Genomic DNA, 26,936 nt, shown 5'->3' with positions numbered 1-26,936 from the left:
GTTTCTTATGGGGTGTTTACGATGTCGTGCCTCAGAGCCCGAACAGCGGGCGCAGGCGAATGCCGATGAGGCTGCCCGCCAGGGCCATCAGCATCCAGACCCAGCCGTGCAGGCTGCCAGAGGCGGTGCCGTCGAAGAAGCCGCCGAGGTTGCAGGCGGCGTACATGGCGCCCATCCCCATCAGCAGGCCGCCGATGATGGAGGCCAGACTGTTGCCGATCCGCATCGGGGTGAAGTTGCCGCCACCGCTCAGGCTGCGCGCCAGCATTGCCCCCAGAATACCGAGCCAGAACATGCCGACCATGGGGTTGATAAAGAGTGGCTGGGCCAGCTTGGGGTTCCCCTCGAACAGGCCAAACAGGGAGGCACCGCGCAGCGCCATGTCATAGACGGCGCCTGTGATGGTCCAGGCCGAGCCGTGCAGAGCGACCACGGACGAGTTGAGCAGAGCTATGATGATGCCGCCGGTCAGCACGGTGAAGCGGCCATCGCGCCAGAACAGGTTGCCACCGCTGAAGAGGGGCTTGAGCTCCCCGGTGTGCTTGAGTTCGCTGTTGCGAAACAGCAGGAACAGCGCAGCGACCAGCGCCAGATTGAGCAGCATGCCGCTCCAGATATTGCCGGTCAAATCCTTGGCCAGCACCACATGGCTGGAGAAGGTAGCCTCCAGTTCGGGGCGGAACTGGTTGCTGATGAGGGTGCCGATGCCGTAGCAGATCAGCACCAGCCAGAAGCGGGGTTGTCCCTCGCCGCAGCAGTAAAGAGTGCCGGTGGCACAGACGCCTGCCAGCTGCATGCCGATGCCGAACAGGAAGGCTCCGACGATGAAGGGAATGCCGATAGCCATCACGTTACCCACCATGGCATCGCCAAACAGGGCGTGGCTAAAGGAGAGGAAGGTGGTGAACAGCAGAATTTCGATGGCGATGGTGAGCAGGTGAACCCGCACGTAGTAGCTGTTGCGTTTGGTCAGCATTTCGCGCCAACCGAATACGATGCCGAATCGACTGAAGGAGAGGGTGAAGCCGAAGCCGAATCCGATCAGGGCCATCAGAGCCCATTTCATACCAAAGGTGTTGCCAAGCCAGAGTAACGCTCCCCCCGCGATTACCACGATGGGGAGCGACCATTTTCGAGTCATGTCAGTTGATCCTTGCAGTTGGTTTTCAGAGGGGCGGATCCTATTCCCTCATGGAGTCTAATGCTACCCATTTAACCAGTGCAGAGAAAAAGGGGAGCGCTGACTCCCGTCAGCGCCGGGGATCAATGGCGGGTGGTGTCGAGATGGAAGTGGTGAGTCTGCCTAGTCAGGATGCGGGCGTGCTGGGCGACCATGGTCGCCTCTTCGGCGGCCTGACTGGCGCTCTGGTTGGCCTCGGCCGCCAACCGCGACATCTCGCCGACCTGATGGTGGATCCCTTGTACCAGCCGGCTCTCATCGCTCATCAACTGATCGACCTGAGCGATGCGCTGGTTGATCTCCTCGCAGCTCTGCGCGATCCGGGCGACGCTCTGGCGCGCTGTCATCGTGTGAGTGACCGCCTGTTCGACCCGGGCCAGCTCGGTATCCATCTCGCTGGCGGCGCGCAGACTGACATCCTGGATCTTGCCGATGATGGTGTTGATCTCGGTGGTGGCGCTGCCGGTGCGGGTCGCCAGCGAGCGTACTTCATCGGCCACCACGGCAAAACCGCGTCCCTGTTCGCCTGCCCGCGCCGCTTCAATGGCGGCGTTCAGCGCCAGCAGATTGGTCTGCTCCGCAATATCGTGAATGGCGCCCGCCAGCCCGGCAATCTGCTGCGAGAGGCCAGCCAGATCCGAAATGGTATGGGAGACCTGCTTCACGCCCGTGACTTGCTCCCCGATCACCTGTTCCACGGTGTGGATGGCGAGTGTCGCCTCTTGTGCCCGCTCTGCTGACTGCAGGGTTTGCTCCCCCACCTGATGCAGCTGGCTACCCGCCTGTTCAATGGAGTGGGTGAGCTGTTCGATGGCCTGTTCGATATGGTGGGCCGCCCCGACCTGTGCCTGACTGTCATCGGTGTGCCGTTGTGCCATGGCGGTCAGGCTGGTGGCGCGATCATCCAGCGTACTGGCGCTGCGCTGCAGCGACTCCACCAGGGTTGCCAGCTGGTCACGCATGGCCCCGATCTGGCGGATCAGCTCGCCGATGGCATCGAGGCCCGGCTCTGGCATGGGGCGGTTCAACTCCCCTTCGGCGATGGCGGCGGTGGCCTTGCCAGCGGCCAGCAGTCGCTGTTGGGTGGGGCGTCCCAGCCAGAAGATGAGCCCGGCCCCCAGCAGTGCGGCGCACAACAGCAGGCCGTAGCAGAGTCGAGTGGTGTTGGCGAGATGGGCCATTTGCTCGGCGGCATACTCGTTACCGCGGATGACGGTGGCGTCCACCCCTAGCCGGTGGGCGTTATAGAGGGTGTGCAGGCGCGCCGCAATCGCGCCCGCCTGCGCCAGGTCCCCCACCTTGATGGCGGGGACAAACTTGTCGTTGAGCAACTGCCAGAACAGCTCCCCCTGCACTTTTTGCTCCCCCAGCAGCAGCTCCCTGAGGGGCTCGTTCAGGCTGCTCTCTTGCCAGAAGCGGTTACGGCTCTCGAACTCTTGCTGCAGTCGGGCGAGGGTTTGCAGCAGGGCCTCCCGCTCCTCCGGTTTGGCATGGAGCAGGGTATAGACCTGCAGTTGGGATTCGATGAGGTAGAGCGGAGGTGGCAGGATATCGGCGACCACATCCTTCCCCTGTCCCATCTGATCGGCTGCGCTCCGGACCGAATAAAGCCCGAAAAAGCTGATGGAGATCAGCGTGATAATGACCATGATCCCCAGAACCTGACCAAAAAGCAGGGATCTGTCGTGAATGTGCTTGAGCATGATGCCTCCATTCGGCTCCGTTCCATGGATAGCATAGCTCTCTGGCGGGATGGTGCGACTCGAGTGTGGTCTGTTGATGGTCAGTCGGCTCTGGAGAAGGGGAAGTCTCAGTCTGAAGGCCTCTGGTGCCATGAAAAAGAACCCCGGCTGATGAGCCGGGGTCGCTGGTGGTGAGGCGGTGTCAGGTCCGGCTTGGCGCGGCTTTGCCGCTGCGCAGCCCATCCAGACTGAACAGCACCAGCGCGCTCCAGATGCAGGCAAAGGTGAGCAGTTTGTCCATCGCCAGTGCTTCCCCATAGAGGGTAACGGCGAGGATGAACATCAGGCTGGGGCCTATGTACTGGAAGAAGCCCAGGGTGGAGAGCTTGAGCCTGGTCGCGGCGGCAGTGAAGCAGAGCAGGGGGGCCGTGGTGACGGCGCCTGCGGCGATCAGCAGCAGGTTGAGATGCCAGTCGTTCTGGGTGAGATGGCTGGTGGGGCTGTCGGCAAAGCCCCACAGATAGATGGCCGCTGGCGGCAGCATGATCATGGTTTCGATCAGCAGACCGGTGAGGGCATCGAGGGCCAGTTTTTTGCGCACCAGCCCATAGATGGCAAAGCTCGACGCCAGCACCAGCGCAATCCAGGGCAAGGAGCCAAAGGCGATAAGCTGGATCGCCACCCCGGCAAAGGCCAGCGCCACCGCCCACCACTGCAGGCGGCGCAGCTTCTCGCTCAGAAACACCATTCCCAACAGCACGTTGAACAGCGGGTTGATGTAGTAGCCGAGGCTGGCATCCAGCATGTGACCGTTGTTGATGGCCCAGATAAACAGCAGCCAGTTGCCGCCGACGGTGACCGAGGTAAACGCCAGGGTGAGCAACACTTTTGGCTGGCGCAGCACCGCCTGCACCTTGTGCCACTGACGGCCTGCCAGGGTGAGTACCATCAGCAGCACGCAGGACCAGATCATCCGGTGGGTCAGGATCTCGGCGGCCGGGACGGCAGAGATGGTCTTGAAATAGATAGGGGCTATGCCCCAAAGGGTATAGGCGCACAGGGCGTAGATGACGCCCTGACGCTGGATCTGTTGCGGCATGCGGATGACCTTTACTGAAGTGTTGGATGCGGGAAAACATCGCAAAAAATCAGTGTAGCGATCCTTTTGCGGGGAAAGAAGCGAATAAACGACGTTTGAGGGAAAGGAGGAGTGTGGCTGGCCGGTCAGCCTTTACCACGGCGGATCTTGTCGACGTCCATCAACAGCCACAACATCAGGGCGATGGCGGAGATCCAGGGGCCCCAGGTCACGTAGGCCTCGCCGTGCCCCAGCACGAAGAACAGCAGGGGCAAACCGATCACCAGAAAAAGTACGCTTCCCAGAAAAAATAGCATTTTTGTCTTTATATTTAACATGTTGGCTTTTTTATCATTATAAGGATTGAGCCCGGTGATGGAAGGCCAAAAATGCAAAAGGGGGATTTCTCCCCCTTTTTGATCTGATAGTGCTGCTTTGTCGTGTTATTCCAGCTGAATCCAGGTGCTTTTCAGCTCGGTGTACTTCTCCAGCGCATGAAGTGACTTGTCGCGACCGTTGCCGGACTGTTTGAAGCCGCCAAACGGCATGGTCATGTCACCACCGTCCCAGTTGTTGACGAACACTGTACCGGCGCGCAGGGCGCGGGAGCCTTTCACCGCCTTGTTGAGATCCGCCGTCCAGATCGCCGCCGCCAGCCCATAGTCGGTGTCGTTGCCGAGCGCAATGGCCTCTTCCAGCGTATCGAAGCCGGTCACCGCCAGCACAGGGCCGAAGATCTCCTCGCGGAAGATGCGCATCTGCGGGGTCACGTCGTCGAAAATAGTGGGTTCGATATAGAAGCCGCCACTCTCCATATTGGTGCGGTTGCCGCCCAGCAGCAGCTTGGCCCCCTCCTGCTTGCCAATCTCGATATAGCGCAGCACCTGCTCCATCTGGATGTGATCCACCATGGCGCCGATGCGGGTCGCAGGGTCGAGCGGGTTGGCCGAGATCCACTCGCGGGCATGGGCCAGCAGTCGCTCCATAAATTGCGGTTTGATGCTGTTTTGCACCAGCAGCCGAGAGGCGGCGGTACATACCTCGCCCTGGTTGTAGAAGATGGCGCCAGCGGCGCTCTTGGCCGCTGCGTCCAGATCCGGCGCATCCGCCAGTATGATGTTGGGGCTCTTGCCGCCGCACTCCATAAAGGCGCGCTTGAGGTTGGACTTGCCGGAGCACTGCACCAGATGTTTGCCGATCTTGGTGGAGCCAGTGAAGGTGATGCAATCCACATCCATATGCATGGCCAGCGCCTCACCCACGGTATGGCCAAAGCCCGGCAGCACATTGAACACGCCGTCCGGAATACCCGCCTCCTTGGCCAGACCGGCGATACGCAGGGCGGTCAGGGGGGATTTCTCGGAAGGCTTGAGAATGACCGAGTTGCCGGTAGCGAGCGCCGGGCCCAGCTTCCAGCAGGCCATCACCAGCGGGAAGTTCCAGGGCACGATGGCGGCAACCACTCCGAGCGCTTCGCGGGTCACCAGTGCCAGGGCGGACTCCTCGACCGGGGCGACCTGGTCGTAGATCTTGTCGATCGCTTCGGCGTTCCAGGCGATGCAGTTGGCGGCGGCGGGGGCGTCATAGCCCATGGCATCGCCGATGGGTTTGCCCATATCCAGCGACTCCAGCAGCGCCAGCTCCACCTTGTTGAGGCGCATCAGCTCGGCGAAACGCTGCATGATCTGTTTGCGCTGTTTCGGCGGCAGGCCGCTCCAACGCTTGTCGTTGAAGGCGTCACGGGCAGCCTGTACCGCCAGTTCGGCATCGGCGGCATCGCAGGCTGCCACCTTGGTCAGCAGCTTGCCGTTGGCCGGGTTGATGCAATCGAAGGTGGCGCCATTGACGGCATCCCGATAGCTGCCGTTGATAAAGGCTTGCGAGGGCAGGGTCAGGTGGGCGGCCTTGTGTTGCCACTGGGCCAGGGTCAGGTCACTCATGTTCACTCCTTGAACCGGCAAAAGTCAGTTTCCGCGTATCAATATGCTAAACATCCTGCCGCTTGTAAATCCATCTTGTAACAATTCATTAAACATTGCGCCCCTGCCGATGCGCGTCTGAATGTCAGAAACTGGCGGGGGTGTTGGCCGAGATCAGCACGCACTCCTGCTCGCCGCTATTGCGAAAACGGTGGGGGGTGCGGCTGTCGAAGTAGTAGCCATCCCCGGCGCCCAGCAGGTAGATCTGCTCGCCCACGGTCACTTCAACTTCGCCCTTGATGACGATGCCGCACTCTTCACCCTCGTGACTCAGCATGTCGTCGCCGGTGTCGGCGCCCGGTGGCAGCACCTCCTGCAACATGCCGATGGCGCGGTTGGCGCGGCTGTGCCCGACCAGCCGGTAGCTGATGGGATGGGTGCCGAGATCCGGCATATCGGCGGCGCGGAAGATCACTTCGGTGCCCATTTCAGTCTCTTCGGTGAAGAAGCTGGCCAGCGACATGGGGATCCCTTCCAGCACCTTGCGCAGGGAGGCGACAGAGGGGCTCACCTGATTTTTCTCGATCTGGGAGATAAATCCGTTGGTCACACCGGAGCGCTTGGCCAGCTCGCGCTGGGAGAGGGCTGCCTTGGTGCGAACCGCCTTGAGGCGGTGACCGATATCCATCTATAGACACTCCTTGACTGTTTACTATTATTAAAATTGTGTTAAATATCTTATACCACCCTGCTGATGCGTCTAGCTAGGGGTGGCACCAGACAGGGCGATAACGGGCCCTTTTTTATGGATTCAGGTGTTTAATTTAATAGGCATTGGCCGACAGTTGCTAAACACCTTAAGGATGAGGTGACCATGAAACCGATCAGCGACATCAATACGCCCTCCGACATGTCCGCCTTCTGGATGCCGTTCACCGCCAACCAGCAGTTCAAGGCGGCGCCGCGCATCCTGAAGTCGGCAGAGGGGATGTATTATCACTCAGAGGATGGCCGCAAGATACTGGATGGCACAGCCGGACTCTGGTGTTGCAACGCGGGCCATGGTCGGCGCGAGATTGCCGAGGCGGTTTCCCAGCAGATTTCCCACCTCGATTTTGCTCCCACATTCCAGATGGGCCACCCCCTGCCGTTCGAGCTGGCCAACAAGCTGGTGGAGATCGCTCCCAAGGGCTTTGGCCATGTCTTCTACACCAACTCGGGTTCCGAGTCGGTCGATACCGCGCTCAAAATCGCGCTGGCCTGGCAGCGGGCTCGCGGTCAGGGCACCCGCACCCGGCTGATTGGCCGCGAGCGTGGCTATCACGGGGTCGGCTTTGGCGGCATCTCGGTGGGGGGGATCCCCGGTAACCGCAAGTGGTTCGGCTCCTTGCTGACCGGGGTGGATCATCTGCCCCATACCCTCAACATCGCCAAGAATGCCTTCACCAAAGGGCTGCCCGAGGAGGATGTAGCGCTGGCCGACGAGCTGGAGAAGATCGTCTTCCTGCACGATGCCAGCAATATCGCGGCGGTGATCGTCGAGCCCATCGCTGGCAGTACCGGCGTGCTGATGCCCCCCAAAGGCTACCTCAAGCGGCTGCGGGAGATCTGCACCAAGCACGGCATCCTGCTGATTTTTGACGAGGTGATCACCGGTTTCGGTCGCCTCGGCTCCCCCTTCGCAGCACAGGAGTTCGACGTCATCCCCGACATGATCACTTGCGCCAAGGGGCTCACCAACGGCGCTATCCCCATGGGCGCGGTGCTGGTGCAGAAGCACATTTATGACGACATGATGGCGGCAAGCAAGGGGGCTATCGAGCTGTTCCACGGCTACACCTACTCCGGCCATCCGGTGGCTGCTGCTGCGGGTCTCGCGACCCTCGAGATCTATCGCAACGAGAACCTGCTCAGCCGCGCCGCCGATCTGGCGGGCTACTGGGAGGAGGCGGCCCATTCGCTGAAGGGCTGCAAGCATGTGAAGGATGTACGCAACTACGGGCTGGTGGCGGGTATCGAGCTGGAATCGATGCCGGATGCACCGGGCAAGCGCGCCTATGAGGTGTTCGTGCGCTGCTTCGAGAAGGGGGCACTGATCCGGGTGACTGGCGACATCATCGCCCTGTCGCCGCCCCTCATCATCGAGCGCAGCCAGATCGACGATCTCTTCACCCTGCTGCAGGATGCCCTGCAGGCACAACCTTAACCGATTTGATGGCCCCGCACTGGCGGGGCCTTGCGTTGATTTGCTCAGCGCATTTACCGCATCAGTTATCACGGAGGATACATGACATACAGGGTCAGCAACTTCATCAACGGCCAGCCGCAGGAGAGTCGCAGCGAGCGCCAGGGGGCCATCTTCAATCCCGCCTGCGGCAAGCAGCAGGGGAGCGTCGGGCTGTCCAGCGCCGCCGAGTGTCAGGAGGCGATCGCCATCGCCGAGCGCGCCTTTGCCGACTGGTCACAAACCCCGCCGCTGGTGCGGGCCCGGGTCTTTTTCCGCTTCAAGGAGTTGATGGAGCAGCACAGGGACGAGTTGGCCCAGCTCATCAGCCGCGAGCATGGCAAGGTCTTCTCCGATGCGCAGGGCGAGTTGACCCGCGGGCTGGAGGTGGTGGAGTTTGCCTGCGGCATTCCCCATCTGCTCAAGGGGGAGCACTCCCTCAACGTCGGTCGCGGGGTAGACAGCTACTCCATGATGCAGCCGGTGGGGGTTTGCGCCGGTATCACCCCGTTCAACTTCCCGGCCATGGTGCCACTCTGGATGTTTCCGGTCGCCATCGCCTGCGGTAACACCTTTATCCTCAAACCCTCCGAGAAGGATCCCTCCCTCTCGCTGCGGATGGCCGAGCTGCTTAAGGAGGCCGGCCTGCCGGACGGCGTGCTCAACGTGGTGAACGGTGACAAGGAGGTGGTGGAAGTGCTGCTGACCGATCCGCGGGTCGGAGCCGTGTCGTTTGTCGGCTCCACCCCCATCGCCCAGTACATCTATGCTACCGCTTCGGCCCACGGCAAACGGGTACAGGCGCTGGGCGGCGCCAAGAACCACATGGTGGTGATGCCGGATGCGGATCTCGATCAGGCGGTCTCCGCCCTGATGGGGGCTGCTTATGGGGCAGCGGGCGAGCGCTGCATGGCGATCTCGGTAGCCGTGGTAGTGGGTGACGAGACCGCTGATGCGTTGGTGGCCAAGCTGACGCCGTTGGTGGAAAAACTGCGGGTGGGCCCGGGGCTGGGCCAGAGCCCGGAGAACGAAATGGGGCCGCTCATCAGCAAGGAGCATCTGGCCAAGGTACGCGGCTACGTGGATCAGGGGGTGGCCGAAGGAGCCGCGTTGCGGGTCGATGGTCGTACGCTGAGCCACGATGAGGGCTACTTTATCGGTGGCTGCCTGTTTGACCAGGTAACCCCCGAGATGCGCATCTACCGCGAGGAGATCTTCGGCCCTGTGCTCTCCATCGTACGGGTGCCGGACTACGAGACGGCGCTGCGCCTCATCAACGAGCACGAGTACGGCAACGGCACCGCCATCTTTACCTGCGATGGCGACACCGCGCGGGACTTCACGGCGCGGGTGCAGGTCGGTATGGTAGGGGTGAACGTTCCCATTCCGGTGCCGATGGCGTTTCACAGCTTTGGCGGTTGGAAGCGCTCCATCTTCGGGCCGCTCAACATGCACGGGCCGGACGGGGTTCGCTTTTATACCCGGATGAAGACGGTGACGGCGCGCTGGCCCCAGAGCCTGCGCAGTGGTGCCGAGTTCTCCATGCCGACCATGAAGTGACGCGCTGGCGCGTGCTCATGGCCTAACCTCTTGCCCTCGCCGGTCGATGATTGGCGGGGGCGAACTCTGTAAAGGAACAACAGATGCGATTGGGAATTCTCGATTGTGACCGGCTCGATCCCGATCTGGCGGATCGTTTTGGCCCCGTTTACTCCGAGATGTTTATCAGGGGCTTTGCGGCCCTGGCCCCCGAACTGGAATTTCGGGTCTGGTCTGCCCTTGATGGGGAATTGCCGGAGGATCTGCACGAGTGCGATGCCTGGCTCATCACAGGTTCGCGCCACGACGCCTATAGCGATATCCCCTGGATTCAGGCTCTGCGGGCATGGATCCGCCAGGCGCACGATGCCGACGTCAAGCTGGCCGGTGTCTGCTTCGGTCATCAGGTGATCGCCCAGGCGCTCGGTGGCGAAGTGGTGAAGTCCACCAAGGGATGGGGGCTGGGGGTGGCGGTGCACCCCATGTTGGCAGATGAGCCCTGGATGGCGCCGGCGCGGGATCAGATCCGCATTCTGGCCAGCCATCAGGATCAGGTGGCCCTGCTGCCGCCGGGGGCAACCCGACTGGCGGGTAACGATTTTTGTCCCAACTTCATGTTTTTGCAGGGGGATCACATCGTCGCCATTCAGGGGCATCCGGAGTTCTCGGTGGAGTACAACCGGGCGCTGATCGAGCGGCGCCGCGGCCTGTTGCCCGACGAGCGCTACCAGAGCAGCCTCTCCTCGCTGGAGGGGGAGGTGGATTCGGCGACCATGATGCAATGGCTGCTGCAGTTTCTGGGGATCCTGCCGCTGCGGGCTGGCGCGGCCTGAACCCGGTTTGTCAGCCACCCCTTCGGATGCTAGATTTTGTAGCAAAATGAAGGATCAAGCGCTGAGATGTCGGGATCGGATGGTACACTGGCCGCCCATGTGGCGGCCTGTTTGTCTGGCTTGATTGCCGTCCCGGCCTGAGCCAAACCTGTCTGAGCCAAACCAGTGTGAGAGTGTGACGCCTTGAAACTACAGCAATTGAAGTATTTGATCGCGATCCGGGACCACAACCTCAACGTCTCGGTGGCTTCCGATGCGCTCTTCACCAGTCAGCCGGGGGTCAGCAAACAGATTGGCCTGCTGGAGAGCGAGCTGGGGGTGCGGATTTTCGAGCGCCGTGGCAAGCACCTGCACCGCATTACGCCGGTGGGGGAAGAGATCATCAAGTGTGCCGAGGCGATGCTCAACATCGAGAGCAAGATCAAGGCGATATCCCGCGAGTATCTGGATCCGACCGTGGGCACCCTCAATATTCACACCACCCACACCATTGCCCGCTATCTGCTGCCCAAATCGGTTACCTACTTCACCAAGAAGTACCCCAAGATCTCGTTCCACCTCCATCCGGTGATGTCGGCGAGCAAGGAGCAGATCAGCAAGGGTTACTCCGATTTTTCCATCGTTGCCCACGAGATTGGCTTCGACAAGGAGCTGATCGCGCTGCCCGCCTACCTCTGGACTCTCTCGCTGGTGGTGCCGCAGGATCACCCGTTGGCCAAGGTGAAGAAGCCGACGTTGGAGCAGCTCTGCCACTACCCGATCCTCAGTTACGAGAGCGGCGCCACCGGTCGTCAGGTGCAGGACGAGGTGTTTCAGGCGGCGGGGCTGACCCCGAGTTACTACATGACGGTAATGGATGCCGGAGTGATCAAACGCTACGTGGAGCTGGGCTTTGGCATCGGCATCATCTCCTCGCTGGTGGCCAACGACACCGACAGCCCCGGGCTGGTCTCCATCAATCTGGAGCACCTGTTCAAGCCCTGTCCGGCGCAGATCTGTTTCAGCAAGAGCATCTTGCTGCAGAACTACATGTATGACTTCATCAGCTCCTTCTCGCCCCACCTCACCAAGGAGGTGATCCAGAGCGTGATGCAGCAGCCGAGTCAGGCGCGCATCGACGAGCTGCTGGCCGGGGTGGAACTGCCCATCTATTGATCCCGATCGGATTCCCGATCGCTGCCGGTTGTCTCTTCTGTCAGGCTGGGCTCTACTCGGGGTTCAGCCTGTCTCTTTTGGGCTATCTCCATCGTCCGAGGTCTCTATGTCCCGCATTCTGCTGCTTGCCAATCTCAACTGTGATCATGTGCTCTCCCTCTCCGAACCGCTGGTGGCGGGGGCCCGGCTGCAATATGTGGATCAGGGGCGCAGGCTCGGCGGTGGCGCCGCCAATACCGGCATCGGGCTGGTGTGGGCAGGTCACGAGGTGACCATTGCTTCCCGTATCGGGCTGGACGAGACCGGCGACTGGCTGCTGGAGCAGGCGGCCGGTTACGGGCTGGATTGCAGCCATGTGGAGCGCTTTGGCGGCGAGACCGGCGAGCTGCTGATCCTGGTGGACTCCACTGGCGAGCGCACCATACTGCGCCGCCCACGGCGCCCCGATCTGCCCGGCGATCTGCCGCTGGAGGGGGTGGATTGCCTCTATGTGAACTATCCCGGCACCGCCATCATCAGCTACATGCGCCAGATGCTCGGCAAGAGCTTCGTGGTGGCCCAGTATCCCAAGGGCGGCCAAGCGCGCCGTCCCTGCCATGTGCTGGTGGCCTCCCGCTCCGATCTTGGCGAGGTGAGCGACCCTTGGCAACATGCCCGCCAGCTGGCGGGGGAGCAGTTGGAGTGGCTGGTATTGACCGAAGGGAAGGCGGGGGCGGTGGCCATTCATGGCGAGGAGCAGATCCGGGTTGCCGCCCGGCCAGTATCTGTGGTCGATACCACGGGGGCGGGGGATGCTTTCGCTGGTGGATTGATCCACGGTCTGGCGCGGGGCATGGCGATCAAGGATGCGTTGCAGTGCGCGGTGGACTGGGGGGCGTTTGCCGTCGCCTCAGAGAGCTCCATTCCCTCGGTCGCGCTGAAAAATTGGCTGAAACAGCCCCACTGAACCACCTCCTTGACTGTCGATTGAGGGGCGGTTCGCAGGCCATCTGGCTGCTGGTCGAATGGGCTTGGTGAGGGGGATGGTTCGGGAGATTTACCCGCCATAAAGCGGGTAAACGCCGGGCTAACCCGGCAAGTTTGCGATCAATCAAAGAAAGTGTCGATTTATGTGCATCTTCATCGACACCCGGTTGTGCTGCTCTTAACCTGTCACTCCGCAACTCAGATTAAGAGACAGGCCCCCTCTGGCGAACCAATTGGCAAACAGAGGCGAACCGGTTGTCTCCTGCCTCTTAGCTCAACGTTGTCGTCCTGATTCCTGGCTTGTAGTAAGAGGCAAGTGCGACCATGCAACTGACACGATTTACCGACTACGCCCTGCGTACCCTGACCTTCCTGGCGGTTCAGCCGGGGGATCGTCTGTCGACCATTACCGAAGTGGCCGATACCTTTGGCATCTCTCGCAACCACGTGGTCAAAATTGTGCACCAGCTTGGCATCAAGGGGTACATCGAGACGGTACGCGGCAAACATGGCGGTATCCGCCTCGGTCGATCGGCGGTCTCCATCAATTTGCGGGATGTGGTGATGGACATGGAGCATGTGCTCTGTCCGGTCGACTGCAAGCGCGAAAACTGCCGTCTCTCCGGTGGTTGCCGCATTCAGGGCATTCTGCGCCGCGCCATGAACGCTTTCCTCGAAGTGCTGGGTGAGTACACCCTGGCTGATGCGGTGCGCGATCCCAACCGTCTTTGCCACCTGCTGGGTATCGAGCAAGAGACTATTGTGACCATGGCCTGACGGTGCGTGGAATATCGAACAAGATGTGAAAGGGGCCTGATGGCCCCTTTTGCTTTTGTACGCAGGTGGTTTTTAGCGACTGCCTGGCTGGCGGATCAGGGTAATGGCGCCGTGCAGGCAGGCGAGGCCGCAGGCACCGCAGCCATTGCAGGCATCCATATTGACGTTGATGCCGTCGGCTGTGGCCTTGATCGCCTGTTGCGGGCAGGCATCTTCACAGAGCAGACAGTAGAAGCCCTGCCGTGCCTGACAACTCTCTTCAATCTGTACCCGGGTCTGCACCTGACGGCCCAGTTGCAGGTCGAGGGCGCCGGTGGGACAGGCTCTGGCGCAGCTGCCGCAGTAGCTGCACTGGCCGCAGGCGAGATCGAGTACCGGGGTACCGGCGATGGGGCTCCCCTCGTACTCCTCCTGGGTGGCCGGTTTGAGCAGACCGCGCGGGCAGGCCTTGAAACACTCGCCACAGCGGGTGCAGAGGGAGAGGTACTGGGACTCCTCGATGGCCCACGGCGGGCGCGCTTCATGGCAAACCACGGCGGGCTTGCGGGAAGCTTGCCAACCTTGTGTTAGCCAACGGAGGAAATAGTGAGTCATGCTCGCCCCTGATACCTATTAGGGGTTAATTTTATCGAAGTTTCGGGAAGCAGGCCAGAGAATAGCGGCCGTCAGGATCGCAAGCGCAGTTGCCCTTGTGTAAGCTAGGCGGGTCTTTTTACGTGGTTGAATGAAAACATATGTGGCTATTTCTCTGGCGTGCGTCCCTGCTCTATGTCTTTCCCCTGCTGATGTGGGCCTACTGCCGCATCAAGGATATCGAGTTCGCCGAGCTCGATACCGGCGTCAACACCCACAAGTGGGTGGTGCTGGCCGCTTACCTCATCTACGTGGTGCTTTGGATCCTGGTTAACCGCTATCTCGAACTCTTCCTGCGTCAGCGGAGCCGCAAATGATCGACCCAGGACTCTGGGGGATCTTGTTGCCCGCCACCGCACTGGCCCTCGGGCTTGGCTGGCTGATCGGGCGACGGGCCGCCACGGCGCAGGCTCAGGAGCTGATGCTGGCGCAGGAGCGTTATCAGGCGCTGCAGGACCGCTTCGACGAATTGCAGGATGAGCGGATGCAGGGCCAGCAGAAGCTGGATCAGCAGCAGACCCTGCTGATCAAGCTCACCGCCCGCCTCAAGGATGCGGAAGCGACCCTGCGCAGCGAACGGCTGGCCGCCGCCGAGAAGCTGCAACTGCAACAGGAGGCGGAGCAGCGCCTCAGCCAGCAGTTCGAGAATCTCGCCAACCGGATCTTCGAGCAAAACTCCGGCAACTTCCGCGAATTGAACCAGAATAGCCTCGATCTGCTGCTCACCCCGCTCAAAGAGCAGCTCGAGGGCTTTCGTCGTCAGGTAGGCGAGACTCACGCTCAGGAGACGGCCCAGCGCCACAGTCTCAAGTTCGAGCTGGAGCGCCTTGCCGAGCTCAATGCCCGCATGACCGAAGAGGCGGCCGCCCTGACCCGCGCCCTCAAGGGCGACAGCAAGCAGCAGGGCAACTGGGGCGAGGTGGTGCTGGCGCGCATCCTCAGCGAATGCGGCTTGCGCGAGGGCCACGAGTACCACACCCAGGTCAATATCGAGGTAGAGAAGGGCAAGCGCTACCAGCCCGACGTGATTGTCCACCTGCCGCAGGAGAAGGACATCATCATCGACGCCAAGGTGTCGCTGACCGCCTACGAGCGCTGGTACAACGCCGAGGACGAGCTGGAGAAGGCGGTGGCGCTGAAAGAGCACGTCGCCTCGGTGCGCAACCATATCCGCGAGCTGGGCCGCAAGGATTACCAGCAGCTGCCCGGGGTGCGCACCCTCGACTATGTGCTGATGTTCGTGGCGGTAGAGCCTGCCTTCCTCACCGCGATGGAGGCCGATCCCTCGCTGGTGCGTTACGGCCTCGACAACAATATCCTGCTGGTGAGCCCCACCAACCTGATGGTGGCGCTGCGCACCATCGAGAACCTGTGGCGTTACGAGCGGCAAAACCAGAATGCCCGCCAGATTGCCGAGCGAGCCGGTCGCCTCTACGAAAAGCTGCGGCTGTTTGTCGAGGAGATGCAGCAGATGGGCGGCAGCCTGCACAAGGCGCAGGAGAGCTACGACAAGGCGATGGGACGGCTGGTCAACGGCCGTGGCAACCTGATTGCGCAGGTCGAGCGTTTCCGCGAGCTGGGGGTGGAGGTGACCAAGAGCCTGCCCGAGCCGTTGGTGGAGCGGGCGCTGGAGCGCGACAAGGAGCGGGAGTAGTTTTTCCCCTGTACCGCCATCAGCCAAGGCCCAAACCCGGTTTGGGCCTTTTGCTATCTGTCAGCTGGCCAAGTGCTTACCCATTATCAGAAATCCGCAAAGCAAACGGCCCACCGAAGTGGGCCGTTTTTATTTGCAGTGCCGGTGTGGATCAGCGGCTGGCAGCGCGGGCGCTCAGCTCTGCCTTCTCGCTATCGCTCAGGAAGGCCAGGGTCAGGCCATTCTGCTGGGCGGTGCGGATCTCGCTCGCCGTCATGCCAGCGGCCGGAGCGGCCACCTCATATTCGTGCGGCAGGTCGATGCCCTCTACTGCCGGGTCGTCGGTGTTGAGGCAGGCCAGTACACCGGCAGCCAGGAACTGGCGGATCGGGTGCTCGGTCAGGCTCGCCACCGTAGTGGTCTGGATGTTGGAGGTGAGGCAGGATTCGATGCCGATGCGGTGTTCGGCCAGATAGGCCATCAGGGCCGGATCCTGAATCGCTTTGACGCCGTGGCCGATACGCTCGGCGCCCAGCTCGCGAATGGCCTGCCACATGCTTTCGGGGCCGGCGGCTTCACCTGCGTGCACCGTGACGCGCATGCCCGCATCGCGCACCTTGCGGAAGTGGTCGACAAAGAGTTCGCCCGGGAAGCCCAGTTCGTCACCAGCCAGATCGATGGCGACCAGCTTGTCGCGGTGGGCCAGACAGGCGGCCAGCTCCTGATTGCACTGTTCGGTGCCGAAGGTGCGGCTCATGATGCCGATCAGGTTGGTCTTGATACCGAAATCGCGGCTGCCCGCGGCCACGCCGTCGATGATGGCTTCCACCACGCCCTGCGGGTGCAGCTTGTGGGCCATGGCCATATAGGCCGGGCTGAAGCGCAGCTCGGCATAGTCGATACCGGCGCGCAGCAGATCTTCCACGTTCTCGTAGGCGACCCGGCGGCAGGCGTCATAGTCTGCCAGCACGGCCACACCCCAGTCCAGTTTCTTCAGGAAGGCAACCAGACTCGGCTCGTTCTCGACGATCTGTACGTGGGGACGCAGCGCTTCCAGCTCGAATGCGGGCAGCGGGATATTGTGTTGGCGACCCAGCTCGAGGATGGTTTGCGGGCTGATGTTGCCGTCCAGATGGCGGTGCAGGTCGGTCAGGGGGAGAGATCTGTCAATCATTGGGGCGCCCTCGTCGAGTCAGGTTTGAAAGCCTGCCATTCTAGGCGGGGCTTTCAAAAAAGATACCCCGTTTATGGTTAAACGGGGTTCTGGCGGGCGGTGATTTGTCAGGGCGTGATGGGAATCGTTTTTCCCCGGGACTCAGGAGAGATCGAGTTCCTTCAGCTTGCGGGTCAGGGTGTTGCGACCCCAACCGAGCAGGCGGGCGGCCTCCTGCTTGTGGCCGTGAGTGTGTTCCAGCGCGGTTTCCAGCATGATCCGCTCGAACTGGGGCATGGCATCGGCCAGGATGTCTGTCTCTCCCAGCGCCAGCTTGCTGGCCACCCACTCCTGCAACTGTTGCTGCCAGCAACCGGGCAACGCCGGTTGACCCGGTTCGGCGTTGTGGGTGATGGGGGTGAGCAGCTCGGCAGGCAGGTCGCCGACCAGCACTTCCTGACCGGATGCCATCACGGTGAGCCAGCGACAGACGTTCTCCAGCTGGCGCACGTTGCCCGGCCAGGGCAGGCGGCTGATATAGGCCTGGGTATCGGGGTGCAGGCTCTTGGCCTCGACGTTCAGCTCTTTGGCTGCGCGCAGCAGGAAGTGACGGGCCAGTTGGGGGATATCCTCACGGCGCTCCTTGAGGGCAGGAATATGGATGCGAATGACGTTGAGGCGGTGAAACAGATCCTCGCGAAACTCGCCATCGGCCACCCGCTTTTCCAGATTCTGGTGGGTGGCGGCGATGATCCGCACGTCTACCTGCACCGGCTGGTGGCCGCCGACTCGATAGAACTGGCCATCGGCCAAGACCCGCAGCAGCCGGGTCTGCACATCCAGCGGCATGTCGCCGATCTCGTCGAGAAACAGGGTGCCGCCGTCGGCCTGCTCGAAGCGGCCATGGCGGATGTTGTTGGCGCCGGTGAAAGCCCCCTTCTCGTGACCGAACAGCTCGGATTCGATGAGATCTTTGGGGATGGCCGCCATGTTGAGGGCGATAAAGTTCTTGTGGGCGCGCGGGCTGTGCTTGTGCAGGGCGTGGGCGACCAGCTCCTTGCCGGTACCGCTCTGACCGTTGATCAGCACCGAGATGCTGGAGCGTGACAGGCGACCGATGGCGCGGAACACCTCCTGCATCGCCGGTGCTTCACCGATGATCTCCGGGGTGGCTGTCGCCTCTTGCTGGCGAGACTTGCGCTTGGTGCGCTGCTCCTTGAGGTGATTCTCGGCGCGCCGCACCAGGGTCACTGCTTCGTCGATGTCGAACGGTTTGGGCAGGTACTCGAAGGCGCCGCGCTGGTAGGCGTTGACCGCGCTGTCGAGATCCGAGTGGGCGGTCATGATGATGATGGGCAGATCGGCCTGACGGCGATGGATCTGCTCAAGCAGGCTCAGGCCGTCGATGCCGGGCATCCGGATATCGGAGAGGATCACATCGGGCGAGCGCAGCTCAAGGGCGTGCAGCAGGGCTTCGCCATCGGCAAAGCTTTCGCAGTTGAAGCCTTCGCTGCCGAGAGTGCGCTCCAGCACCCAGCGGATAGAACTGTCGTCATCGACGATCCACACTTTGGCGGTCATGGGGTTCCCTTACTTGCGAAGCGGTAGAAAAATGGTGAATTCGGTGTGACCCGGCCAGCTGATGCAGTCAATTCGCCCCTTGTGCTGGTCGATCAGGTTCTGGGCGATGGAGAGGCCGAGCCCGGTTCCCCCCTCCTTGCCGGTGATCATGGGATAGAACAGGGTGTCGCGAATGGCATCGGGAATGCCGGGGCCGTTGTCGATGATCTTGATCTCCGCCGCCAGCCGGTAGCGCTGGCCGTGGATGGTGATCTGGAACGCGGTGCGAGTCTTGATGCGGATAAGCCCGGTCTGATCCCCCAGCGCTTCGGCGGCGTTGCGCACTATGTTGAGAAACGCCTGCTGCAGTTGATCCGGCTCCATCTCGAATTCGGGGATGCTGGGGTCGTAATCCCGTTCGATGCGCACCGTCGGTGGTAGCTCCAGCTCCACCAGTCGGCGTACCTGCTCCAGCACCGAATGGACATTGTGCATCTGGTGACGGCCGGGGCGCTGGGGGCCGAGCAGCCGATCGACCAGTACCCGCAGCCTGTCAGCCTGTTCGATGATGATGCCGGTATATTCGCGCAGCGCCGGATCCGGCAGCTCTTTTTGCAGCAGCTGCGCCGCGCCGCGCAGGCCGCCGAGGGGATTCTTGATTTCGTGGGCCAGCCCGCGCACCAGCTCCTTGGCCGCCAGCTGCTGGGCATGTTGCTGCTGCTCCTGGCTGATCTTCTTCTGCTGGTCGATCTTGCGCAGCTCCACCACCAGCAGACGTTGTTCGTGGTCGGCCATCGGGGTGGCGCTCAGCTCCACCAGTCGCGGTTCTCCCTCTACCACCAGAGTCACTTCGCTATCGGTAAAGCCCTGCCCTGATACGAGGCACTGCTTGAGCCGCTGCAAATCGAGGGAGATATGTTCCAGCAGATGGGGCAGTTCGATGCCGATCAGCCTGCGTTTACTGAGAGAGAGCAGCTGTTCAGCCGCCGGGTTGACGAACTGGATGCAGAGCCGCTCATCCATCAGGATCACGGCGGTCAGCAAATTATCCAAGAGTGTTTTGGCGTTGTCCGAGCGGGTTGGCACAGGTTTCTCCCTAAAACGGTGCTACACACCTGTTATGCACCGATATGGTGCATAGAGTTTACCCGCATCGGTGCGCTATATCACCCCTAGTCGGCTTTGGGGGTGGGTTTGGGAGCCGGCGTCACGCTCGCTCTATGCAGGTAAAAGGTGACTGCACTGGATTTAGCAAGGATCGTACCGTCTTTGGCGAGCAGCTCGAGCTGAGCCTCGTGGGCGCCGCGATCGACGTTTTCGACCCGTACAGAGAGGCTGTTGCTGACGATGGGGGCGGCTTTGCCATCCAGGGTCAGGCGCACATCATACTGGGTCGGAGGTTTGGGGCTGATGGTGCCCTGAAAGACTATGTTGCCTGTGTTGTCGCGCAGGGTGCTGCCCTGTTCCGGGGAGAGCAGTTCGATGGTCAGCTTGGCAACCTCTTTCTCTTTCTTGGCATCGGCGCCAGTCAGGCTGTTGAAGTTATCCACCTGCACCGATCTGGGCGCGCTGCTGCCCAGCAGCGGGGCGACCCGCAGATCGACCTCTTTGGCGTTTTTGCCGGGTGGTGGCGCATCCGAGTAGTGGGTGATGCCATTGCCATCGACCCAGGAGTAGACCTTGGCCGCGTCCGCACCGAATGAGGTCAGCAACAGGAGGCCGAGCACCCCTATGCCATGCTTGTTGTTCATCCATCTCTCCTTGACGGTATTTTGCTTAATCCTATCAGAGAAAAAACCCGCCAGATGGCGGGTTTTGTCACGATTAAGTAAGCTGACCAGATTTAAACGGACAGTCTGCTGAGACTTAGACGGAGTAGTACAGTTCGAACTCCAGCGGGTGCGGGGTCATGCGCACGCGGTCAACATCCTGCTGTTTCAGTTCCAGATAGGAGTTGATGAAGTCATCGCTGAACACGCCGCCGCGGGTCAGGAACTCGCGGTCAGCATCCAGAGCAGCCAGGGCTTCGTCCAGAGAACCGGCAACGGTCGGCACTTCTGCGGCTTCTTCCGGCGGCAGGTCATACAAGTTCTTGTCCATGGCATCGCCCGGATGGATCTTGTTGATGATACCGTCCAGACCGGCCATCAGCTGGGCTGCGAAGGCCAGGTACGGGTTGGCAGCCGGATCCGGGAAGCGCACTTCGATACGACGTGCTTTCGGGCTCGGTACCACCGGGATACGGATGGAGGCAGAGCGGTTGCGGGCAGAGTAGGCCAGCATGACCGGTGCTTCATAACCCGGAACCAGACGCTTGTAGGAGTTGGTGGTCGGGTTGGCGAAGGCGTTGATAGCCTTGGCGTGCTTGATGATACCGCCGATGTAGTGCAGCGCCATCTCGGACAGACCGCCGTACAGGTCACCAGCGAACAGGTTGACGCCGTTCTTGGCCAGAGACTGGTGGCAGTGCATGCCGGAGCCGTTGTCACCGAACATGGGTTTCGGCATGAAGGTCACGGTCTTGTTGTAGGCGTGGGCCACGTTGTGGATCACGTACTTCAGTACCTGCACTTCGTCAGCTTTCAGCGTAAGAGTGTTGAAGCGGGTAGCGATTTCGTTCTGACCGGCAGTGGCCACTTCGTGGTGGTGAGCTTCAACGACCTGGCCCATCTCTTCCAGCACCAGACACATGGCGGCGCGGATATCCTGGGAGGAGTCGACCGGTGCAACCGGGAAGTAACCGCCTTTCACGAACGGACGGTGACCCTTGTTGCCATGCTCATAGGCAGTGCCGGAGTTCCATGCGGCTTCTTCAGATTCGATTTTCACGAAGCTGTGGCCCATGGTGTTGGAGAAAGTAATGTTGTCGAACATGAAGAATTCCGGCTCCGGCCCGAACAGCACGGTGTCAGCAATGCCGCTGGACTTCAGGAAATCTTCTGCACGTTTGGCGATGGAGCGCGGATCGCGGTCATAGCCCTGCATGGTGGCAGGCTCCAGCACGTCACAAACGATGTTCAGGGTGGTCTCTTCGGTGAACGGGTCCAGCTTGGCGGAGGCTGCGTCCGGCATCAGTACCATGTCGGATTCGTTGATGCCCTTCCAGCCGCCGATGGAGGAACCATCGAACATCTTGCCGTCTTCGAAGAAATCTTCATCAACCTGGTGAGCAGGGATGGATACATGCTGCTCTTTACCCTTGGTGTCGGTAAAGCGCAGATCAACAAACTTGACTTCGTGTTCCTGGATCAGGGCCAAAACGTTCTGGGCTGACATGCTAAGTAACCTCCGGTGTTAAAACTCTCTGGGTGAATGCGTCGTCGTATTCACATAAGCCAGTATCGTGCCAAGTTTGTGACAGCTTGATTTCAGGGCAATCTCGCTGAAGAGGCTCCCCAAAATCAGGCGATCTCGACTCGCGTTGCATCAATTTAGTGCGATGGTGGATCGTTTTGGTGCACTGTAATGGTGCGCGAAATACGGTCACCGCCCATCTAAGCAGGGTTTGTCAGAGAGGTCTATGATCCAGATCTGTTGTTATGCGCGAATGTACTGCAATTCTGCTAGGCAGATCACAAAGGCAAGAGTACAATTAGCGCCCAATTTTACCCGGTGATTGAGGCGAGAATGTTAGAGAATTTACGCAATATTGCGATTATTGCGCACGTTGACCACGGCAAAACGACTCTGGTTGATAAGCTGCTGCAGCAGTCCGGCACCCTGGACCGCTCCACGGAAGGCCAGGAACGGATCATGGACTCCAATGATCTGGAACGGGAACGTGGCATCACCATTCTCGCCAAGAACACTGCGATCCGCTGGAATGACTACCGCATCAACATCGTTGATACCCCGGGTCACGCCGACTTCGGTGGTGAAGTAGAGCGCGTATTGTCCATGGTTGACTCCGTGTTGCTGCTGGTTGACGCCGTAGACGGCCCGATGCCGCAAACCCGTTTCGTGACCCAGAAAGCGTTCGCTCAGGGTCTGAAGCCGATCGTGGTCATCAACAAGGTTGACCGTCCGGGTGCTCGTCCTGACTGGGTAATGGATCAGGTATTCGACCTGTTCGACAACCTGGGCGCGACTGATGAACAGCTGGATTTCAAAGTTGTTTACGCCTCTGCACTGAACGGTTGGGCCACCATGGATCAGGACGTCGAGTCCGAGAACATGGAGCCGCTGTTCCAGGCTATCGTTGACAACGTTGAAGCGCCGAAGGCTGATGCCGAAGGTGGTTTCCAGATGCAGATCTCCCAGCTGGACTACAACTCCTACGTGGGTGTTATCGGTATCGGCCGTATCACTCGTGGTCGCGTCAAGACCAACCAGCAAGTCACCATCGTTGGTGCTGACGGCAAGACCCGTAATGGTAAAGTCGGTCAGGTGCTGGGTTACCTGGGTCTGTCCCGTACTGAAGTTACCGACGCGCAAGCGGGTGACATCATCGCTATCACCGGTCTGGGCGAGCTGAAAATCTCCGACACCATCTGTGACAACGGTGCCGTTGAAGCCCTGCCGCCGCTCTCCGTTGACGAGCCGACCGTGAACATGACCTTCCAGGTCAACACCTCACCGTTCGCTGGTAAAGAAGGCAAGTTCGTGACCTCCCGTAACATTCTGGAGCGTCTGAACCAGGAGCTGGTCCACAACGTGGCTCTGCGTGTGGAAGAGACTGATGATCCGGACAAGTTCCGTGTATCCGGTCGTGGTGAGCTGCACCTCTCCATCCTGATCGAAAACATGCGTCGCGAAGGTTACGAACTGGCTGTGTCCCGTCCGGAAGTAATCCTGCGTACCGTTGATGGCGTTCTGCAGGAACCGTTCGAAACCGTAACTGTGGACGTTGAAGAAGCGCACCAGGGTTCCGTGATGGAGCAACTGGGTCTGCGTAAAGGCGAAATGACCAACATGACCCCGGATGGCAAGGGTCGTGTCCGTCTGGACTTCATGATCCCGAGCCGTGGCCTGATCGGTTTCCAGACCGAGTTCATGACCATGACCTCAGGTACCGGTCTGCTGTACCACACCTTCGACCACTACGGTCCGCATAAGGGTGGCAGCATCGGCGAGCGTCAGAATGGCGTGCTGATCTCCAACGCTACCGGTAAGGCCCTGACTTACGCCCTGTTCGGTCTGCAAGACCGTGGTCGTCTGTTCATCGGTCACGCGACTGAAGTGTACGAAGGCCAGGTGATCGGTATTCACTCCCGTTCCAACGACCTGACTGTTAACTGCCTGAAAGGCAAACAGCTGACCAACATGCGTGCCTCCGGTACCGACGAAGCTCAAGTGCTGACTCCGCCGATCCGCATGACTCTGGAACAGGCTCTCGAGTTCATCGATAACGACGAACTGGTAGAAGTGACTCCGAAGAACATCCGTATCCGCAAGAAATTGCTGACCGAGCTGGATCGCAAGCGCTCTGGCCGTGGTTAATGCTATGTGCTGAGTCTCGGCAGCCCTTGCGGCCGCTGACGGTTCACTGATAAACGGACCCAAACCTCTGGTTTGGGTCCGTTTTTTTATGCTTGTGATCCGCTCTGGCAATCCTGATGAGCTCGTTCAGGCCATCAGCAATGGATGATGAGTGGGCTGATAAGCGGCGAACGAAAGTCGTGGGGATGGTGAGATAAAAAAACCGCAGCGGATGAACGCTGCGGCTTTTTGCTGGCTTGCAGTGAGGGATTACTGGCGCCAGAAGGAGGGGAAGAAGAGCACGGCGACCGTCAGGATCTCCAGTCGTCCCAGCAGCATGCCGAATGACAAAAGCCATTTGGCCGATTCCGGCAGGCTGGCAAAGTTGGTGCTGGGGCCGACCACCGGGCCCATACCCGGGCCGACGTTGGCGACCGCCGTGATGGAGCTGGAGATAGCCGTCAGGGGGTCAAGCCCGATGGCGCCCAACAGTGCAGCTATCACCAGAATGATGGCGAAGTAGGCCAGTACGAAGGAGATCATCGAGCGGATGATGGCGTCATTGACCGTCCGGCCATTGTACTTCTGGGGGAAGACGGCAGAGGGGTGCATCAGCTGGCGCATCTGCTTTCTGAACAGGGCGAATGCCACCTGTACCCGGAAGATCTTGAGACCACCCGCAGTGGAGCCTGAACAGGCCCCAAGAGCCAGCAGCACGATGAAGACGATGCTGGCGAGCGGCCCCCAAGTGCCAAAGTCACCAAGGCCGTAGCCGGTGGTGGTGAGCACCGAGACGATGTTGAAGCAGCTGATGCGCAGGGCATCCCAGAAGCCGAACAGGTCTCTCTCCCACAGATAGAAGGTCATGATGACGGTGACCCAGACCACCAGCCAGAAGAAGCCGCGCACCTGGGCATCCTTGAACAGGCTGTTGTCCCTGTGGTTGAGGCTCTGTACATAGAGCAGGAAGGGCAGGCCGCCGAGGAACATGAACAGGGTGCCAATCCAGTGTGCCGAGTTGGAGAAGTGGGACATGGATTGATCGGAGGTGGAGTAGCCGCCGGTACTGAGAGTGGTCATGGCGTGGTTGATCGCCTCGAACATGTTCATGCCGCTGGCCCAGTAGGCCATGAAGCAGAGCATGGAGAGCACCAGATAGACCACGACGATGTTGTTGGCGACCGTCTTGGCACGCGGGGCGCTTTTGTCCGACCAGTCCGAGCTCTCGGTCTGGAACAGCTTCATACCGCCGACGTTGAGGTAGGGCAGCACGGCTACCGCCATCACGATAAAGCCGACCCCGCCCAGCCACTGCAGGATGGATCGCCACAACAGGATGCTGTGGGCCATGTTGTCGAGGCCGGAGAGCACGGTGGAGCCCGTGGTGGTCACCCCCGACATGGTCTCGAAGTAGGCGTCGGTGAAGTTGATGTGGGTGATGAAGACAAAGGGCAGGGCGCCGAAGATGCAGGCCACCACCCAGACCGAGGTGGTGAGCAGGAACATCTCCCGCACCCCCAGATGAAACTCCGCCTTGCGACCGTAGTGGAGGCAGAGCAGGGCGGCGCCGTGGGTGATCAGCACGGACTTGAGAAACTCGACAAATCCCTCTGACCCGGTGAGCAGTGCCAGCAAGGTGGGCAGCCACATGAAGAGCGCCAGCTTGGAGAGCACCAGCCCGAGGGTGAAGATAATGGGACGCAGCTTGATCATGTTCGATAACCTGGTCGTTGATTAACAAAAGACCCGGACCATCCCCTTGGGGGAGCTGAGCCGGGTCTGGTTTGACAGCCTGTGCGCATGAAGACGTTACAGGAAGAAGGGGCTTGGCTGGAACAGCCGCTCCACTTCCGGGATGTACTTCTTGTCCACCAGGAACATGACCACGTGGTCATCCTGCTGGATCTTGGTGCGATCGTGGGCGATCAGCACCTCATCCCCGCGCACCACGGCACCGATGGTGGTGCCCGGCGGCAGCTTGAGCTCGCCCACCGTCTTGCCGACCACCTTGGAGGTGTTCTCATCGCCGTGGGCAATCGCCTCGATCGCCTCGGCCGCGCCGCGGCGCAGGCTGTAGACGTTGGCGATATCGGCCCGGCGCACATGGGTCAACAGCGCCGAAATGGTGGCCTGCTGCGGCGAGATGGCGATATCGATGGAGCCACCCTGCACCAGATCGACGTAGGCGCCGCGCTGGATCAGCACCATGGTCTTCTTGGCGCCCATCTTCTTGGCGAGCAGCGCCGACATGATGTTGGCCTCATCCTCGTTGGTCACGGCGATGAAGACGTCGATCTGGTCGATGTGCTCCTCGGCCAGCAGCTCCTGATCCGCCGCATCGCCGCAGAAGACGATGGTGTTCTCCAGCAGTTCGGAGAGCTGCTCCGCCCGCTTCTGGTTGCGCTCGATAAGCTTGACGCTGTAGCGCTTCTCCAGCTGGCGGGCGAGACCCGCGCCGATGTTGCCACCACCGACGATCATGATGCGACGGTAGGGGCTCTCGAGGCGCTGCAGCTCCGACATCACGGCACGGATATGGCCCGCGGCGGCGACGAAGAAGACCTCGTCATCCGCTTCGATGATGGTGGTACCTTGCGGACGGATCGGGCGGCCCTGACGGAAGATGGCCGCTACCCGAGTTTCGATGTTAGGCATGTGCTCGCGCAGGGTGGAGAGGGCGTTGCCCACCAGCGGGCCACCGTAGTAGGCCTTGACCGCCACCAGACCGACGCGGCCACCAGCGAAATCAACCACTTGCAGGGCGCCCGGATATTCGATCAGGCGACGCACATAGTCGGTCACCAACTGCTCCGGCGCGATCAGGTGATCCACCGGCACCGATTCCGGCAGGAACAGGCGATCCCGCTCGGTCAGATAGGCTGGCGAGCGGATCCGTGCCACTTTGTTCGGGGTGTTGAACAGGGAGTAGGCCACCTGACAGGCGATCATGTTGGTCTCGTCACTGTTGGTGACGGCGACCAGCATGTCGGCATCCTGAGCCCCCGCTTCGCGCAGCACCTTGGGGTGTGCGCCGTGCCCGTTGACTACCCGCAGGTCGAACTTGTCTTGTAACTCCCGCAGGCGCTCACTGTCGGTATCGACGATGGTGATGTCGTTGTTCTCTCCGGCCAGGTTCTCGGCCAGAGTGCCGCCGACCTGGCCGGCTCCCAAAATGATGATTTTCAT

23 protein-coding genes are annotated in these 26,936 nt (G+C 60.7%); 9 read left to right on the top strand and 14 right to left on the bottom strand.

The annotated features are described in order from the left end of the window. Nucleotides 1–31 precede the first annotated feature (31 nt). The 6 genes from OKB77_RS15825 to OKB77_RS15800 form a co-directional block, all read right to left on the bottom strand. The gene (locus OKB77_RS15825; RefSeq protein WP_270817951.1) at nt 32–1,141 is read right to left on the bottom strand and encodes a YeeE/YedE thiosulfate transporter family protein; all 1,110 of its coding nucleotides are present in this window, start codon (nt 1,139–1,141) and stop codon (nt 32–34) included. A 122-nt stretch (nt 1,142–1,263) separates the two neighbouring features. After that, on the bottom strand, nt 1,264–2,883 hold the full coding sequence (locus tag OKB77_RS15820) for a methyl-accepting chemotaxis protein (protein ID WP_270817950.1): 1,620 nt from the start codon (nt 2,881–2,883) through the stop codon (nt 1,264–1,266). Nucleotides 2,884–3,064: 181 nt separating this feature from the next. Next, a complete protein-coding gene (gene rarD, locus OKB77_RS15815; protein WP_005356175.1) occupies nt 3,065–3,961 on the bottom strand; it encodes an EamA family transporter RarD in 897 nt (298 codons plus the stop codon). Between the two features lie 125 nt (nt 3,962–4,086). After that, entirely contained in the window at nt 4,087–4,257 is a 171-nt protein-coding gene (locus OKB77_RS15810; protein WP_005341999.1) for a hypothetical protein, read from the bottom strand. Nucleotides 4,258–4,383: 126 nt separating this feature from the next. Beyond that, the gene (locus OKB77_RS15805; protein ID WP_257686833.1) at nt 4,384–5,880 is read right to left on the bottom strand and encodes an aldehyde dehydrogenase; all 1,497 of its coding nucleotides are present in this window, start codon (nt 5,878–5,880) and stop codon (nt 4,384–4,386) included. A gap of 124 nt (nt 5,881–6,004) precedes the next feature. Further along, the gene (locus tag OKB77_RS15800) at nt 6,005–6,547 is read right to left on the bottom strand and encodes a cupin domain-containing protein (RefSeq protein WP_005339643.1); all 543 of its coding nucleotides are present in this window, start codon (nt 6,545–6,547) and stop codon (nt 6,005–6,007) included. Between the two features lie 186 nt (nt 6,548–6,733). Here OKB77_RS15800 and OKB77_RS15795 point away from each other — a divergent pair, with 186 nt between their 5' ends. The 6 genes from OKB77_RS15795 to OKB77_RS15770 all read left to right on the top strand — a co-directional run bounded on the left by OKB77_RS15795 (nt 6,734) and on the right by OKB77_RS15770 (nt 13,353). After that, complete coding sequence (locus OKB77_RS15795) at nt 6,734–8,065, top strand: aspartate aminotransferase family protein (protein WP_265776085.1); 1,332 nt, start codon at nt 6,734–6,736, stop codon at nt 8,063–8,065. Between the two features lie 81 nt (nt 8,066–8,146). Continuing rightward, the gene (locus OKB77_RS15790; protein WP_265776086.1) at nt 8,147–9,643 is read left to right on the top strand and encodes a CoA-acylating methylmalonate-semialdehyde dehydrogenase; all 1,497 of its coding nucleotides are present in this window, start codon (nt 8,147–8,149) and stop codon (nt 9,641–9,643) included. Between the two features lie 83 nt (nt 9,644–9,726). Next, entirely contained in the window at nt 9,727–10,455 is a 729-nt protein-coding gene (locus OKB77_RS15785; protein ID WP_144715811.1) for a glutamine amidotransferase-related protein, read from the top strand. 183 nt (nt 10,456–10,638) lie between these two features. Further along, nucleotides 10,639–11,610 (top strand): LysR substrate-binding domain-containing protein, encoded by a 972-nt coding sequence (locus tag OKB77_RS15780; protein ID WP_005339651.1) that lies wholly within the window; start codon nt 10,639–10,641, stop codon nt 11,608–11,610. Nucleotides 11,611–11,716: 106 nt separating this feature from the next. Further along, complete coding sequence (locus OKB77_RS15775; RefSeq protein WP_042062429.1) at nt 11,717–12,556, top strand: PfkB family carbohydrate kinase; 840 nt, start codon at nt 11,717–11,719, stop codon at nt 12,554–12,556. A gap of 344 nt (nt 12,557–12,900) precedes the next feature. Beyond that, nucleotides 12,901–13,353 (top strand): Rrf2 family transcriptional regulator, encoded by a 453-nt coding sequence (locus tag OKB77_RS15770; protein WP_005339654.1) that lies wholly within the window; start codon nt 12,901–12,903, stop codon nt 13,351–13,353. A 72-nt stretch (nt 13,354–13,425) separates the two neighbouring features. Here OKB77_RS15770 and OKB77_RS15765 read toward each other — a convergent pair whose 3' ends face one another. Continuing rightward, nucleotides 13,426–13,947 (bottom strand): ferredoxin-type protein NapF, encoded by a 522-nt coding sequence (locus tag OKB77_RS15765; RefSeq protein WP_005339657.1) that lies wholly within the window; start codon nt 13,945–13,947, stop codon nt 13,426–13,428. A gap of 140 nt (nt 13,948–14,087) precedes the next feature. On the opposite strand from OKB77_RS15765, the gene OKB77_RS15760 reads away from it, so the two are divergent. Together OKB77_RS15760 and rmuC are read left to right on the top strand one after the other, a co-directional pair. Beyond that, complete coding sequence (locus OKB77_RS15760; protein WP_005339659.1) at nt 14,088–14,303, top strand: hypothetical protein; 216 nt, start codon at nt 14,088–14,090, stop codon at nt 14,301–14,303. Continuing rightward, nucleotides 14,300–15,640 (top strand): DNA recombination protein RmuC, encoded by a 1,341-nt coding sequence (gene rmuC, locus OKB77_RS15755; protein WP_265776087.1) that lies wholly within the window; start codon nt 14,300–14,302, stop codon nt 15,638–15,640. The genes OKB77_RS15760 and rmuC overlap by 4 nt, the downstream gene beginning before the upstream one ends. A gap of 151 nt (nt 15,641–15,791) precedes the next feature. Here the strand turns inward: rmuC and add are convergent, their stop codons facing one another. From add to glnA, 5 genes are all read right to left on the bottom strand, one after another. Then, on the bottom strand, nt 15,792–16,793 hold the full coding sequence (add, locus tag OKB77_RS15750; protein WP_150390116.1) for an adenosine deaminase: 1,002 nt from the start codon (nt 16,791–16,793) through the stop codon (nt 15,792–15,794). Nucleotides 16,794–16,934: 141 nt separating this feature from the next. Further along, a complete protein-coding gene (gene glnG, locus OKB77_RS15745) occupies nt 16,935–18,353 on the bottom strand; it encodes a nitrogen regulation protein NR(I) (RefSeq protein WP_005339666.1) in 1,419 nt (472 codons plus the stop codon). Between the two features lie 9 nt (nt 18,354–18,362). Further along, nucleotides 18,363–19,418, bottom strand: coding sequence for a nitrogen regulation protein NR(II) (gene glnL / locus OKB77_RS15740; protein ID WP_270817948.1), 1,056 nt, complete (start codon nt 19,416–19,418; stop codon nt 18,363–18,365). 86 nt (nt 19,419–19,504) lie between these two features. Then, nucleotides 19,505–20,083, bottom strand: coding sequence for a DUF4124 domain-containing protein (locus tag OKB77_RS15735; protein WP_265776089.1), 579 nt, complete (start codon nt 20,081–20,083; stop codon nt 19,505–19,507). A gap of 115 nt (nt 20,084–20,198) precedes the next feature. Beyond that, nucleotides 20,199–21,608 (bottom strand): glutamate--ammonia ligase, encoded by a 1,410-nt coding sequence (gene glnA / locus OKB77_RS15730; protein ID WP_005339672.1) that lies wholly within the window; start codon nt 21,606–21,608, stop codon nt 20,199–20,201. Between the two features lie 351 nt (nt 21,609–21,959). Here glnA and typA point away from each other — a divergent pair, with 351 nt between their 5' ends. After that, complete coding sequence (typA, locus tag OKB77_RS15725; RefSeq protein ID WP_005339679.1) at nt 21,960–23,771, top strand: translational GTPase TypA; 1,812 nt, start codon at nt 21,960–21,962, stop codon at nt 23,769–23,771. A gap of 249 nt (nt 23,772–24,020) precedes the next feature. Here the strand turns inward: typA and OKB77_RS15720 are convergent, their stop codons facing one another. Both OKB77_RS15720 and trkA read right to left on the bottom strand, forming a co-directional pair. After that, complete coding sequence (locus tag OKB77_RS15720; protein WP_069527008.1) at nt 24,021–25,463, bottom strand: TrkH family potassium uptake protein; 1,443 nt, start codon at nt 25,461–25,463, stop codon at nt 24,021–24,023. Between the two features lie 96 nt (nt 25,464–25,559). Beyond that, on the bottom strand, nt 25,560–26,936 hold the full coding sequence (gene trkA, locus OKB77_RS15715; protein WP_005339689.1) for a Trk system potassium transporter TrkA: 1,377 nt from the start codon (nt 26,934–26,936) through the stop codon (nt 25,560–25,562).

This window comes from Aeromonas sp. Y318-3 (assembly GCF_027706185.1).
GTDB classification, from domain to species: domain Bacteria; phylum Pseudomonadota; class Gammaproteobacteria; order Enterobacterales; family Aeromonadaceae; genus Aeromonas; species Aeromonas veronii.
This window is presented reverse-complemented; position numbering and strand designations above follow the sequence as displayed.